The 13,116-nt window shown below is 67.3% G+C and carries 11 protein-coding genes; 3 read left to right on the forward strand and 8 right to left on the reverse strand.

All coding sequences use genetic code 11. The annotated features are described in order from the left end of the window. Positions 1 to 30: 30 nt before the first annotated feature. The 6 genes from D0B54_RS11280 to D0B54_RS24975 form a co-directional block, all read right to left on the reverse strand. A complete protein-coding gene (locus D0B54_RS11280) occupies positions 31 to 966 on the reverse strand; it encodes a hypothetical protein (RefSeq protein ID WP_117291425.1) in 936 nt (311 codons plus the stop codon). Then, positions 966 to 1,760, reverse strand: coding sequence for an SDR family NAD(P)-dependent oxidoreductase (locus D0B54_RS11285; RefSeq protein ID WP_117291426.1), 795 nt, complete (start codon positions 1,758 to 1,760; stop codon positions 966 to 968). Before D0B54_RS11285 ends, D0B54_RS11280 begins: the two co-directional genes overlap by 1 nt. Before the next feature lie 111 nt (positions 1,761 to 1,871). Next, on the reverse strand, positions 1,872 to 4,994 hold the full coding sequence (locus D0B54_RS11290; RefSeq protein WP_117291427.1) for an efflux RND transporter permease subunit: 3,123 nt from the start codon (positions 4,992 to 4,994) through the stop codon (positions 1,872 to 1,874). Positions 4,995 to 5,119: 125 nt separating this feature from the next. Next, positions 5,120 to 5,557: an ExbD/TolR family protein gene (locus D0B54_RS11295; protein ID WP_117291428.1), complete on the reverse strand. Its 438-nt coding sequence runs from the start codon at positions 5,555 to 5,557 to the stop codon at positions 5,120 to 5,122. 1 nt (position 5,558) lies between these two features. After that, a complete protein-coding gene (locus tag D0B54_RS11300; RefSeq protein ID WP_117291429.1) occupies positions 5,559 to 6,281 on the reverse strand; it encodes a MotA/TolQ/ExbB proton channel family protein in 723 nt (240 codons plus the stop codon). A 21-nt stretch (positions 6,282 to 6,302) separates the two neighbouring features. Beyond that, entirely contained in the window at positions 6,303 to 6,965 is a 663-nt protein-coding gene (locus D0B54_RS24975; RefSeq protein WP_162932349.1) for an energy transducer TonB, read from the reverse strand. 256 nt (positions 6,966 to 7,221) lie between these two features. Here D0B54_RS24975 and D0B54_RS11310 point away from each other — a divergent pair, with 256 nt between their 5' ends. Further along, positions 7,222 to 7,908: a hypothetical protein gene (locus D0B54_RS11310; protein ID WP_117291431.1), complete on the forward strand. Its 687-nt coding sequence runs from the start codon at positions 7,222 to 7,224 to the stop codon at positions 7,906 to 7,908. Positions 7,909 to 7,972: 64 nt separating this feature from the next. Here the strand turns inward: D0B54_RS11310 and D0B54_RS25190 are convergent, their stop codons facing one another. Beyond that, entirely contained in the window at positions 7,973 to 9,373 is a 1,401-nt protein-coding gene (locus D0B54_RS25190; RefSeq protein WP_117291432.1) for a fatty acid desaturase, read from the reverse strand. A 184-nt stretch (positions 9,374 to 9,557) separates the two neighbouring features. On the opposite strand from D0B54_RS25190, the gene D0B54_RS11320 reads away from it, so the two are divergent. Beyond that, positions 9,558 to 10,484, forward strand: a complete 927-nt coding sequence (locus D0B54_RS11320; RefSeq protein WP_117291433.1) for an AraC family transcriptional regulator — start codon at positions 9,558 to 9,560, stop codon at positions 10,482 to 10,484. A gap of 155 nt (positions 10,485 to 10,639) precedes the next feature. Next, positions 10,640 to 11,386, forward strand: a complete 747-nt coding sequence (locus tag D0B54_RS11325; RefSeq protein ID WP_117291434.1) for a hypothetical protein — start codon at positions 10,640 to 10,642, stop codon at positions 11,384 to 11,386. Positions 11,387 to 11,456: 70 nt separating this feature from the next. Here the strand turns inward: D0B54_RS11325 and D0B54_RS11330 are convergent, their stop codons facing one another. Then, positions 11,457 to 12,464: a fatty acid desaturase family protein gene (locus D0B54_RS11330; RefSeq protein WP_117291435.1), complete on the reverse strand. Its 1,008-nt coding sequence runs from the start codon at positions 12,462 to 12,464 to the stop codon at positions 11,457 to 11,459. Between the last annotated feature and the right edge of the window lie 652 nt (positions 12,465 to 13,116).

Raw genomic sequence — 13,116 nt, forward strand, 5'->3', positions numbered from 1 at the left:
CAAGCTCCGGGTGAAAGCGCCCGGGCCTGCCTACGCCGGCCCGAGCAGTTCCGGCGTGCCGACGATCCAGTTGAGCCGCGCGCAGACGCGGGTTTCCATCGGCCGTGCCAGCAGCGGCAGCTTGCCGAAGCGCTGGTAGGCCGGATGATCGCCGAACTCCACCTTGGCGCTGCCGCGCGCGCCGCGGTAGCCCTCGCCGACGGCGGCACAGCGGCTGCGCAGGACCTGCCCCTGCAGGATCGAGAAGCTGTTGAAGCTCAGGTCCATGTGCCATTGCAGGTAGCTGCGCGGCGCGGAGACTTCCAGCGCCGCCAGGCGGTGGCCGTCGGCTTCCATGCTGGCCAGGCCGGTCTGGCTGCCGAGTGCGAACTCCGCATGGGCGAGCTGACGCGGCAGGCCGTAGAGCTGTACGCCGACATCGCGCGCCCGCACACGGTCCACCGCCGATTCCAGCGTGAACAGTCCCAGGGCAGGATCCTGCCCACCGCGCAGGGCTTCGCGCAGCAGCGACCAGGCGGGCAGGCGCCTGGGGGTATCCAGGAACATCGGCGTGGCGATGCTCAGCTCCTGGTAACGCCCGAGGCCGCCGCGATGAACGTGGTTGGCGGACACCAGCAGCACGCCGTGCCAGGGCGTGATGCGCGCCGGCGTCAGCCGCGTGGTCGGCGGCAGCAAGGGGCGCAGGGTGGCCAGCGGCACGGCGAAGGCGGCCGAGACCATGCTGACGTCGGTGTGGATCAGCGGGAAGCGGTTGGGCGGGCCATACCAGCCCGACCATTCGACCTGCACCAGCGGCTGCGCGGCCAGGGCCTCGAACAGCTTCGGCTCGATCAGGTTGTCGCGGCCCTCGGCCTCGTCGGCCAGCAGGGTTTCAGGAGTCGGCGCCACGCCTTCCCTGAGACGCGCGCGCAGCTTGCCCGGCAGTTCCACGGGCACTACCGGCGGCAACCCCGGCAGGCGCAGCATCAGGGGGTCCTCATCAGGCGCGCCGCCAGCCAGGCCAGCCAGGGGCGTGGCGTGAGGCGCGTGAAGAAGGCAGACAGGGCATTGAACCAGCCGGGCACCACGACGTAGCGCCGCGACAGCATGGCGCGGATGCCGGCCTGCGCCACGGCGGGGCTGGTCATCATCGTGGCGTCGTGGAACCAGTTGCGCTTCTGGCCCGAGACGTCCAGGAACTCGGTGGCGGTGACGCCGGGGCAGATCACGGTGCAGGACACGCCGCTGCCGCGCAGCTCGAAATTGAGGGCGTTGCCGTAGTTGAGCACGTAGGCCTTGGCGGCGCCGTAGGAGGCGTAGGTCGGCGAAGGCTGGAAGGCGCCGGTGGAGGCCACCTGCAGGATGTAGCCGCTGCCGCGCTTGACCATGTCCCTGGCGAACAGCTGGGTCAGCTGGGTCAGCGCCACCACGTCCAGTTGCAGCATCTCGTTGGCACGGCGCGGCGGCAGGTCGATGTCGCGGCCGAACAGGCCGAAGCCGGCGTTGTTGACCAGCACGTCCACGGCCAGCTTCTGCTGGCGCATGAGGTCATGCAGGGCGCGGGGCGCCTCGGGCTGCGACAGGTCCAGGGTCACCACGGTGACCTCGGTGCCGTGGGCGGCCTTCAGCTCCTGCTGCAGCTGCTTGAGCCGGTCTTCGCGGCGTGCCACCACCACCAGGCGGCAGCCGCGGCGTGCCAGTTCGCGGGCGAAATCCACCCCGAGCCCCGACGAGGCCCCGGTGACGAGCGCAGTCTTGCCAGCGATGACGGGATCCGCCATGGCTCCCCCTGAATAATAATTGGTCGCAATTGTTGCATGGAGCGGCCACCCGTGCCGCTCTCCGCAACGGAATTCCTGCTCCCGCTGCTGTCAGCAATTCCCGGCGGCGGATCAGGCCAGGGGCCCGGCCGGCGCGTCCGCGTCTTCGCGGGCCAGCCGCGCGCCGTGCCGGCCGGGCGAACCGGTATTGCGGCACAGCGCCGAGTAGAACGCCGGCACCACGTACAGCGTCAGGACGGTGGAGAACAGCACCCCGAACAGGATGACGATGCCCAGGATGCTGCGTGCCTCGTGACCGGCTCCGCTGGAGAAGATCAGCGGCACGGCGCCGGCCATGGTCGCCACCGAGGTCATCAGGATCGGCCGCAGGCGGATCTGGCTGGCGGTCATCAGGGCTTCCTCGAAGCCGTGCCCGGCATCGCGCTGCTGGTTGGCGAATTCCACGATCAGGATGCCGTTCTTCGCCGCCAGGCCGATCAGCATGACGATGCCGATCTGCGCGTAGACGTTGAGCGTGATGCCCAGCGCCCACAGCGCGCCCAGGGCGCCGAACACGGCCAGCGGCACGGTGGTCATGATCACCAGCGGGTGCATGAAGCTCTCGAACTGTGCCGCCAGCGCGAGGTAGACGATCAGCAGCGCCATGGCGAAGGTGAACAGCAGCGCGCTGCTGGACTCCTTGAAGTCGCGCGAGTCGCCCTTGTAGCTGAGGCGCACGTGCTCGGGCAGTTCCTCGCGGATGATGCCCTCCATGTAGTCCAGCGCCTGGCCCAGGGTGTAGCCGGGCGTCAGGCCGGCGGTGAGGGTGATCGAGCGCAGGCGGTCGACGCGGTTGTAGCTGGCGGCGGCGGCCTTTTCCTTGAGTGTCACCAGCGAGGTCAGCGGCACCAGGCTGTTGTCGGTCTGCGAGCGCACGTAGATGTCGGACAGGTCCTGCGGATCGCGGCGCTGCTCGTCCGGTGCCTGCAGGATGATGTCGTACTCCTCGCCGTTCTGCTCGAAGCGGGTCACCGTGCGGCCGCCCATGAAGGTTTCCAGCGCGGTGGCGATGGCCGTCACCGGCACGCCGCGGTCGCCGGCGCGGTTCAGGTCCATGTCCAGCTCGATCTGCGGCTTGGTCTCCTTGTAGTCGGAGTCCAGGCGCTGCAGGCCGGGATTCTCGGCGGCGCGGCGCAGGATGCGGTCGCGCCACTCGGCCAGCTCGGCGTAGTCGCTGCCGCCCAGCACCACCTGCAGCGGCTGGTTGGCGCCGCCGCGCTGGCCGAAGCCGGCACGCTGGTTGACCACGGCGCGCACGCCCGGCAGGTCGCGCAGGGCCTTGCTGTATTCCTCGCCGACCTCGAGGGAGCTGCGTTCGCGTGCCTTCCAGTCGCTCAGCGTCAGCGACAGGTTGCCGTTGTTGACGTCGTCCGAGCCGCCGCCGGTGGAGGGGATGCGGAACATCACGCGATCGACTTCGCCCTGGCCGATGCGCGGCAGGACCATCGCTTCGATCTGCTGCATCTCGCGCTGGGTGTAGGACAGGCTCGCGCCTTCCGGCGCGGTGACCTGGATGATGAAGCCGCCGCGATCCTCGCTGGGGGCGAATTCCTGGGGGATGGTGTGGAACAGCAGCCAGGTACCCAGGCCCAGCAGTCCCAGCGCGATCCAGGCGTAGCGTGGCCGCCGCACGAAGCCGCCCAGCGTGCGGCCATAGGCCTGCGACAGGCGCTCGAAGTTGTGCTCGATGGCCTGTGCCAGCCGGCCGCCGTGGTCGTTCTTGCGCAGCAATGCGGCGCTCAGCACCGGCGCCAGGGTCAGCGCCACGATCGCCGAGCAGATCACGCTGCCGGCCAGGGCCAATGCGAATTCGCGGAACAGTCGGCCGACGTTGCCCTCGAGGAAGCCGATCGGCACGAATACCGCCACCAGCACGGCGGTGACCGCGACGATGGCGAAGCCTACCTCGCGCGCACCGCGGTAGGCCGCCAGCAGCGGCGACTCGCCCAGTTCGATGCGGCGGTGGATGTTCTCCACCATGACGATGGCGTCGTCCACCACCAGGCCGATCGCCAGCACCAGCGCCAGCAGTGTCAGGATGTTGATGGAGAAGCCGAAGGCGTTGAGGAAGATGAACGAGGCCAGCAGCGAGATCGGCACGGTGATCGCCGGGATCAGCGTGGCGCGGGCGTTGCCCAGGAACAGGAAGATCACCACGATCACGAACAGGGCGGCATAGACCAGCGTCAGTTCCACCTCGTGCAGCGAGGCCTCGATGAAGGTCGAGGTGTCGTAGTTGACCTCCAGCTTCATGCCCTCGGGCAGGTCGGCCGAGATGACCTTCATCAGGTCCTTGGCCTGCTGCGCCACCGTCAGGGTATTGGCGGTGGAGGTCTTGACGATGCCGATGCCCAGTGCGTTGACGCCGTTGGCGCGGAAGGCGCCGCGCGGGTTCTGCGGGCCCAGCTCCACCTTGGCGACATCGGACAGGCGCACCGGGAAACCGTCGGCGCCGCGCGCCACCACCAAGTTGTTGAAGTCCTCGGCGCTGCGGAAGGGCCGCGCCGTGCGCAGGCCGAACTCGCGCTCGGTGGACTCGATGCGCCCGGCCGGGCGTTCGATGTTCTGCTGGCGCAGGGCGGTCTCGATGTCCTCGGCCGTGAGGCCGCGCGCGGCGATGCGGCCGCGATCCAGCCAGACACGCATGGCGTAGCGGCGGTCGCCGCCGTAGCGCACCTGCGACACGCCGTCGATGGTCGAGAAGCGGTCGGTCAGGTAGCGCTCGGCGTAGTCGGTGAGCTGCAGCGTGTTCATCCGGTCGGAGGTCAACACCAGCCAGATGATCGGGTTGGAATCGGCGTCGGCCTTGGCGATCTCGGGCGGATCGACCTGGTCGGGCAGGCGGCCGACCACGCTGGAGACGCGGTCGCGCACGTCGTTGGCAGCGTCGTCGACGTTGCGCGACAGCTGGAACTCCACGCTGATCTGCGAGCGCCCGTCGCGCGAGGAGGAGGTGACGGTCTTGATGCCCTCGATGCCGGCGACGCGGTCTTCGATCAGCTGGGTGATCTGGGTCTCGACCACCGCCGCCGAGGCGCCGGGGTAGTTGGTGCTGATCGAGACGATCGGCGGGTCGATGTCCGGGTATTCACGGACCGAGGTCGAGGTCAGGCCGAACAGGCCGAAGACTACCAGCAGCAGGTTGATGACCGTGGCCAGGACAGGGCGCTTGACCGAGGTGTCGGTGATCCACATGAAAGCTGCTGCCTGGTTCTTGGGTTGGCGTTGAGACTCGCCGGCGCGTCAGGGGTTCCACAAACGACTGTGCCGGACTTCGGGTCCGGCACAGTGTGACAGCTGCTTGCGGTGCCGAGCTAGCCTCAGGGACTTGCCGCCGCAGCCGCGACCTTGGGATCGGACACGAAGCCGATCTTGGCCAGGCCCGACTTGGCGGCGTCCGCCATCACTTCGGCAATGATCTGGTAGCGGGTATCGCGGTCCGCGCGCAGGTGCAGCTCCGGCTGCGGCTGTTTCAGGCCGGCCTCCTGCATGCGCGCCACGGCGGTGGCCTTGTCCACCGGCTCGCCGTTCCAGAACAGGTTGCTGTCCCTGTCGATCGAGAATTCGATCTTGTTGGGCTCCGGCGGAGTGGAGTCCGCCGTGGTGCGGGGCAGGTCGATCTTGACCGCGTGCGACAGCAGCGGCGCCGTGATGATGAAGATCACCAGCAGCACCAGCATGACGTCGATCAGCGGCACCATGTTGATCTCCGCCATCGGCGAAGAGTGGCCCTTGTTTTCGAAGCCGCCGAATGCCATCTCAGACTCCGGTCTTGAGCTTGACGACGTTGTTGCCGCCGGCGAACTGCTGGCCGGTGGTCAGGAACGCGAACAGGTCGTGGGCGAAGGCATCGAGGGAGCCCAGCACCACGCGGTTGCTGCGCGTCAGGTAGTTGTAGCCCAGCACCGCCGGGATGGCGACGGCCAGGCCGACGCCGGTCATGATCAGCGCCTCGCCCACCGGGCCTGCGACCTTGTCCAGCGTGCCGGCGCCGGACATGCCGATGCTGACCAGCGCGTGGTACACGCCCCAGACCGTGCCGAACAGGCCCACGAACGGCGCGGTGGAGCCCACCGAGGCCAGCACGCTGAGGCCGGATTCCATCTTGGTGGTTTCCTCGTCGATCACCTTGCGGATCGTGCGGGTCAGGAACTCCGAGGAGGTGCCGGCTTCCTCCAGGCGGCTGGCGCCGAAGCGCGCGTGATGGTCGCGCGCAGTGATGGCGTGATGCGCCAGGTGCGAGAAGGGCTCGTCGGCGCGGTGCGCGGCGACGGCATCGTGCACCTGGTCCAGGTTCTTGGCGTTCCAGAAGAAGTCGAGGAACTCCTTGCTGCGCTTGCGCTCGATGCGGCCGCGGATCGTCTTGAGCACGATCAGGTACCAGCTGGCGACGCTCATCACCAGCAGCACGCACAGCAGGAACTTGCCCACCGCGTCCGACTGGCCGATGAAGTGGGAAAAGCCGAGGGTCTGGGTTTCCATGGAACTCCGGGGAATCTTTTTTTACTTGGGTAGATTGAAAATGATGGGCACGGATGCCACGCCCGCAACTGCGACGTCGCCGCGCTTCGAAGGGGTGAAGCGCCAGCGGCGCACCGCCATCTTTGCTGCTTCGTCAAGACGCGGGAATCCGCTCGACTGCTGCACGCTCACGCTCAGAACCGAGCCGGTCGCGCTGACATTCACGAGAAGCTTCACCGTACCTTCCTCGCCCAGCTGCCTGGATCGCTGCGGATAGGCGGGCGGCGGGTTGTTGAGATAGGCCAGGTCGAACCTCGGCGGCTCCACCACGGGCTCCGGCGCGGCGACCGGCGAAGGCGGCGGCGCGGCCTGGATCGGCGGCAGGGGTTCGGGTTCCACCGGCTCCGGCGGCGCCTCGATGGCGTTGGGCGCCGGGGCGGTGGCCGTGGTGGTGATCAGCGGCTTGGGCTTGGGTTGCTCGACCGGGCGCGGCGGTTCCGGCGGCGGCGGCTCGGGCGGCTTGACCGGCTCCGGCGCCGTGGTCTCGATGAAGCTCACGTACAGCGGCTTGGGAGCGGCGGCTTCCGGGGCGATCTTCGACGCGGCCAGGATGCCCCAGAGCGCCAGCAGGTGCACTGCGACAACCACGGCAAGGCTGCCGAGGTTCAACGGGCGATCATCGTCGTAGGAAAGGGCAGCCAGCATGGGAGGAGGGTGACGGCAGTCAGAACGGCTTGTAGCGAAAAATCCCTGTTCCGGCTGTGATCGCCGGATCGATTGAGAATGTTTCTCATTCTAACTAGCAGCATGGAACCCCGCAAGCATGCCCGGCCAATTTTGTTAGCGAGCTATGTATTCGGCATGCGAGAATGTCACCGTTATGTCACCGCCATGTCACCGTCGCGTTACTGCGGTGACATAATTCTCTGAGTGTGGAGCGCGGCTCCAAGGCGAGGTTTCGATGTTCAAGCTTGAGACAGCCACCCGGGTGGCCCTGGCGGTGCTGCTGATATACGCGGGTTACCTGGTGATGCTTGCCGGCAGCCTGCCCCGTGAGATTTTTGCCCCGCTGTTTTCCGAGAAGGGGCCCTTCGAGCAGATGAGCATCGTGCTGTGGCTGGCGCTGGGCTCCGTGCTGCTGTTCCATGATTTCCGCTCGCCCAAGGTGCTGCCGCTGGCCTTGCTGGCTTTCGTGTTCGCCGCCCGCGAGGCCGACATGCACAAGGCCTTCACGGTGATGAGCATCGAGAAGATCAAGTTCTACCTGAGCCCCGATGTCCCGGTCATGCAGAAGCTGATCGGCGGCCTGGTGCTGCTGTCGGTGGCGGGGCTGGTCGTGTTCCTGGCTCGCCAGTTCTACCTGTTCTTCGTCAGGCGGGATGGCGCACGCACCCCGGTGGGCCAGGTGCTGCTGCTGCCGGTGCTGATGCTGCCCATCGCCAAGGTGCTCGACCGTGGTGCCAACGTGCTCAAGGAAAGCTTCGGCATCCATCTGCCCGCCACGGTTGGCCAGTTCAACGCGGCCTTCGAGGAAGGCATGGAGATGGCGATCCCGGTGTTGTTCATCGTGGCCCTGCTGCTCTACCGGGCCAGCCAGCGCGGCGAGCAGTCGCTGCCGGCCCCGGTGTTGACGCCCGGCAAGCGCTGAGGCCCCGCGGGACAAAAAAGGCTGCCTGACGGCAGCCTTTATCTTTGGCGAGTGTCCTGGCGGATCAGCCCAGGGCGATGAAGTCCGGCTTCTCGCGCACGGCGCAGTCCGGGCAGGCCCAGCTTTCCGGGATCTGCGACCAGGGCGTGCCCGGCCGGAAGCCCTCGTGCGGGCAGCCGGCCGCCTCGTCGTAGACGTAGCCGCAGTCGCTGCACTGGTAGCGGGCGGTATGGGCCGTGACGCCGGCGGCCGGGGGCGCGTGCCCGCCCGGAAAGGTTTCCGGATGGCCGTCGTCCAGCGGTTTGCGATGCCAGCGTGCCATCAGGGCCGCGCGCTTCGGCGGGTAGATGTTGGCCACGCTCAGGTCGCACTGGTAGTGGCGTGCCACCAGCGGGTCCATCTGGCGGAACCACAGCCAGGGGATATAGGCCGGGATCAGCATCGAGGCGTAGCCCGAGGGCAGCTGCGGCGACTCGTCGAAGTGACGCAGGGCCTGGAAGCGGCGCGTCGGGTTGGCGTGATGATCCGAGTGGCGCTGCAGCTGGTACAGGAAAAGGTTGGTCACCACGTTGTTGCTGTTCCAGGAATGCGCCGGCGAGCAGCGCTCGTAGCGGCCGCTGGGCAGCTTCTGGCGCAGCAGGCCGTAGTGCTCGATATAGTTGATCACCTCCAGCAGCGAGGCGCCGTAGAAGGCCTGCGCCAGCAGGAAGCCCAGTGCCGGCCAGCCCAGCCAGGCACTGAGGGCGCCGAACAGCAGCGCGGTCATGGCCCAGGCCTGCAGGTTTTCGTTGTGGACGGTCCAGATGCCCTGGCCGTTGCGCGCCAGGCGCTCCTTCTCGATGTGCCAGGCCGAACGCAGGCTGCCGATCATGGTGCGCGGCAGGAAGGCCCAGAAGCTTTCGCCCATCTTGGAACTGGCCGGATCGTCCGGCGTGGCGACGTTCTTGTGGTGGCCCTTGTTGTGCTCCACGAAGAAATGCCCGTAGGCCACCGGCGCCAGCGTCAGCTTGGCCATCCAGCGATCCAGCGAGTTGGTCTTGTGTCCCAGCTCATGGGCGGTGTTGATGCCGATGCCGTTGATCGTGCCGACGGTGAACATCAGTCCGATCCACTCCCAGGCGGCGAGGTTGCCGTTGACCGCCAGCCAGGCGCCCCAGCCGGTCAGCAGGAACTGCGTCGGCAGGTAGGCCAGCACGATGGCGCGGTAGTAGCGGTCGTTCTCCAGCTGCCCGACCGCGCTTTCCGGCGGATTGCTGCGGTCCACGCCCACCAGCCAGTCCAGCATCGGAATGATGAAGTAGACCAGCACCGGGCCGCCCCAGAGGAAGGCGCCCCAGCCGGTCAGCAGGTAGATCACCACCGCCGCGGTGCCCAGTACCGGGATCAGCGGGCTCAGCAGCCACAGCATGCGTTTGCCGTCTACCCAGGGCGCGGCGTCGGGCGCCGCCATCGTTGTTGTATTCATTGTGTACCTCCAGCTCCAGACCACCCGCAAAAGGCCGCGGTGAGCCGCTCTCCGATTTCTACGCCGGGGGCGGTGCTATAGTCAATTCGCAGGCAGGCAGGGGGAAGTCGCCATCCGCCGCTGTATCATTGCAAAACGCCGCGATGCTCTCGGAAATCCGGAAAAACCCTTAAAAAACGCGGGCATGGATACGCTGAGCCTGATCCTCGACGACATCCGCCTCAAAGGCGCGGTGTTCCGCCAGTACGAGCTGGTTTCGCCCTGGGTCCTGCGCCTCCAGACCCCCGGCCTGGCCAGCTTCCATATCGTCACCCGCGGCCAGGCCTGGCTGCTGCGCGAGGGCGCCGCGCCGCTGGCCCTGCAGCTCGGCGACCTGGTGCTGCTGCCGGGCGGTATCGACCACCGCGTGCAGGACAGCCCGGAGTCCAGTGCCCCAATCCGCGACCTGCTGCCCGATCTCGACCGGCCTTCCGGCGACGTCCCGAGCTTTTCCGGCGGCAGCGGTACCAGCCTGCTGTCCGGCTACTTCCGCTTCGAGGTGGAACTGGCGCGGCCGCTGATGACGGCGCTGCCGCCGCTGCTGCACCTGCGCAGCCTCGGCTCCAGTCCGCCGCTGTGGCTGCGCGCCGGCCTGGAGTTCATCGCCGACGAGTTCAGCCAGCCGCGCCCGGCGCGCCAGGCCATCGTCAACCGCGTGGCCGACATCCTGCTGATGGAGTTCCTGCGCCACCATGTCGAGAGCCTGCCGGAGGGGTCCGGCAACTGGCTGCTGGCCTTGCGCGACCAGTCCCTGTCCGCGGCGCTGGCGGCGATGCACCGCGAACCGCAGCGGGCCTGGACCGTGCCGGAGCTGTCCGACCTGGCCTGCCTGTCGCGCTCCGCCTTCGCCGAGCGCTTCACCCAGGTGCTGGGCCAGCCGCCGCTGGCCTACCTCACCGAGCACCGCATGCGCCTGGCGGCCTGGCAGCTGCGCAGCGGCAGCCAGACGGTGGCCCGGATTGCCGAGGCCAGCGGCTACGGTTCCGAGACGGCGTTCAGCCAGGCTTTCAAGCGGGCCTACGGCGCCAGCCCCTCGGCCTGGCGCAAGGGGCAGGGAGCGGTACAGGGGTAATTCCGGCCCATGGCCGAAAGCGAACGGTGGAATTGTCACGCAGTTGCGCTAAAGTCGGGCCGCTAAGGTTGCGGCTGGACGGTTTTCGGCCGTCACCATCACTGGCTTCAAACAATCAACCCGGACGGATTCGGGGCTACAGGGGAGAGTTGTCCATGCATATGCGTCATGCAGCGGTGCTGGCTGTGCTGGTTTCGGCGCCGGCCTTCGCCGTCACCACCCAGGGTTATGACATCCCGTACGTCGGCGTCTACTACGGCTTCGAGATTCCCGACAGCTCGCGCGACTCCGACGGCGCCGATGGCCTGCAGCTCAATGTCGGCAGCTCGATCGACTGGGGCACCAACAACGCCATCGAGCTGAGCCTCTACGACGCCGGCCGCAAGCGTGACGTCGATGGCGGCAAGGACTACCAGACCGCCCTGTTCGTGGACCTGGTGCATCACTACGCCACCACCAACGGCGGTGTCGAGATGGTGCCGAAGTTCACGCCCTACGTCCTCGGCGGCGTCGGCGCGATCCAGGAAGACGTGGGCGGCGACGACCACCTGCACCTCGGCGGCAGCGTCGGCGGCGGCCTGTTCTTCCCGCTGCCCTGGCATGGCCTGGCGGTGCGCACCGAAGCCCGCGCGCAGCTGCAGCTCAACGACAAGTCGGTGGGCGGCGAAGACTTCCTGATCGACTACCGCGTCAACGTCGGCCTGCAGATCCCGCTGTACTTCCTGTCCGAAGGCAGCTTCGCCACCGCCCCGGCGCAGGAATGCGTCGTCACCGTGGTGGACCCGGTCACCGGCCGCAAGGACTGCGCGGTGGACACCGATGCCGACGGCGTCAACGACACCGCCGACCAGTGCCCGGCCACGCCGGCGGGTGTGAAGGTGCAGGCGAACGGCTGCCAGTAAGCGTTACTGCTTCAAACAAAAGAGCCCCGCTTCGGCGGGGCTTTTTTGTTTCTGGCTCCCACCGAGCCTCTCAGCTTTGAGCCGGCGTTGCGGCCAACCTCAATACCTCTCCATACCCCGGCGGCTCCACCGATTCCCCACGCTCGCGCAGCAGCGCATGCAGCTGCGGCAGGCGGTAGTAAGGCACGGACGCCATCGCGTGGTGCTCCTGGTGGTAGTTCACGTTCATCGGCGCGAAGAACAGCCGCTGCCAGGCGCGGGCGCGCGTGGTGCGCGTGTTCTGGAACATGTCCTGCACCCGCGGCAGCATGCCGTGCTCGGCGATGGAGCGGATGCGCACGAACAGCGGGAACGGCGTGACGTAGGCCAGCACCCACAGGGCGTACAGCCAGGCGTGGCCGCTGGCCGCCAGGATGCCGGCCAGCAGCAGGTTGGTGGCCAGCATGCCGCCGGCATTGCGCAGGAAGTCCAGCGGATAGTTCCACCAGCGGCGGCCGTCCTGCGGCAGCTTCTCGATGTTGTTCGCCACGGTCCACTTCAGCACGCCGGCATCCATCAGCAGCAGGCCGAGCATCAGCTTGATGCCGGTGTAGCCGGACAGATCGCGCAGCATCTTGCGGCGCAGCGACGCAGCGGTGGTGGGGTAGCCGGCATGCAGCGACATGTCGGGGTCCAGCTCGGTGCCGGTCCTGGTGTGGTGCACCAGGTGGTGCGCACGGTACTTGTGCATCTGCTGCCAGACGGGGCGTGCGCAGAACCAGTCGCCGAAGAAGTCGTTCATCCCGCGCGTGCGGAACAGGGTGCCGTGCGCCGCCTCGTGCTGCAGGATCGCCAGCGCCAGCTGGCGCCCGGCCAGCAGGGGCAGGGCCAGCAGCACGGTCAGTACGCCCGGCCACAGCGCCACCATCGCGAAGCTCGCGGCGATCGTGGCCCAGGATACGGCGATGGCCCAGAAACCGCGCCAGTCGGAGCGTGCGGTCAGTTCCGTGACTTCTTCCGCCGACAGCAGCGAGCGCAGGCGCCGCCGCGTGACGGCCGGCAGTTCCACTGGCGTGGAGGTGGGGGCTTCGATGCTCATGAGGGCTCCGGCATGGCAGGCGCCAGTTCTTACTGGTGCCGACGGTAATGGATAACTTAAGTAATATTACATTAATTATCCATAAATGAAAATATAGGAAACAATCGGCGCATCCATGGCTGCCCGCCGCTCATGCGGCGTTTCGGTACGCGCCGTCGTGCGCGACAGCAGGGAACCAAATCGCCGGAGCAGACTCTGAATGTCTCCTCTCCCAAGGAACCCATTGGCCCGCCCCGTGCGGGCCGCTCTTTTTTGGGCTCCCTCTGTCCTCGAACGAGGCGCGCCCGGTTCCGGTGCACAGACCTCGGCACAGGACGGCGGTGAATTTTTCGCCAGGTGAAGGAAGCGGCGCGATACCGCGCAGATCGAATGCGAGCGTCCGCCGAATGCGCAGCGCTGCCGTTGTCGTGCGACGGACGGATGACCGGGTGTCGCGAGGATGACGGCTACAGGCAGCAGATCGCGCGCGAGTCTTGTGCCCGCCGCACGACAACGGCCGCGCCTCGTCGTTTCATCGGGGTGACGTTCTGCGGCGATAACATGCACTTTGTGACGCGTCGTGTCTGTTTGCTGTGCATCGCGTGTTCTGAATGCGATTGCGATCTTGATCGCCGGAAATTTTTTCCGCCGGAATGATGGCTTTCAATATCTC

The sequence above is a fragment of the Solimonas sp. K1W22B-7 genome, assembly GCF_003428335.1.
In the GTDB taxonomy this organism is placed as follows: Bacteria; Pseudomonadota; Gammaproteobacteria; order Nevskiales; family Nevskiaceae; genus Solimonas_A.

Coding starts and splice junctions, on each gene's coding strand:
- D0B54_RS11280 (WP_117291425.1), bottom strand. CDS start 966: ATGCTGCGCCTGCCGGGGTTGCCGCCGGTAGTGCCCGTGGAACTGCCG.
- D0B54_RS11285 (WP_117291426.1), bottom strand. CDS start 1,760: ATGGCGGATCCCGTCATCGCTGGCAAGACTGCGCTCGTCACCGGGGCC.
- D0B54_RS11290 (WP_117291427.1), bottom strand. CDS start 4,994: ATGTGGATCACCGACACCTCGGTCAAGCGCCCTGTCCTGGCCACGGTC.
- D0B54_RS11295 (WP_117291428.1), bottom strand. CDS start 5,557: ATGGCATTCGGCGGCTTCGAAAACAAGGGCCACTCTTCGCCGATGGCG.
- D0B54_RS11300 (WP_117291429.1), bottom strand. CDS start 6,281: ATGGAAACCCAGACCCTCGGCTTTTCCCACTTCATCGGCCAGTCGGAC.
- D0B54_RS24975 (WP_162932349.1), bottom strand. CDS start 6,965: ATGCTGGCTGCCCTTTCCTACGACGATGATCGCCCGTTGAACCTCGGC.
- D0B54_RS11310 (WP_117291431.1), top strand. CDS start 7,222: ATGTTCAAGCTTGAGACAGCCACCCGGGTGGCCCTGGCGGTGCTGCTG.
- D0B54_RS25190 (WP_117291432.1), bottom strand. CDS start 9,373: ATGAATACAACAACGATGGCGGCGCCCGACGCCGCGCCCTGGGTAGAC.
- D0B54_RS11320 (WP_117291433.1), top strand. CDS start 9,558: ATGGATACGCTGAGCCTGATCCTCGACGACATCCGCCTCAAAGGCGCG.
- D0B54_RS11325 (WP_117291434.1), top strand. CDS start 10,640: ATGCATATGCGTCATGCAGCGGTGCTGGCTGTGCTGGTTTCGGCGCCG.
- D0B54_RS11330 (WP_117291435.1), bottom strand. CDS start 12,464: ATGAGCATCGAAGCCCCCACCTCCACGCCAGTGGAACTGCCGGCCGTC.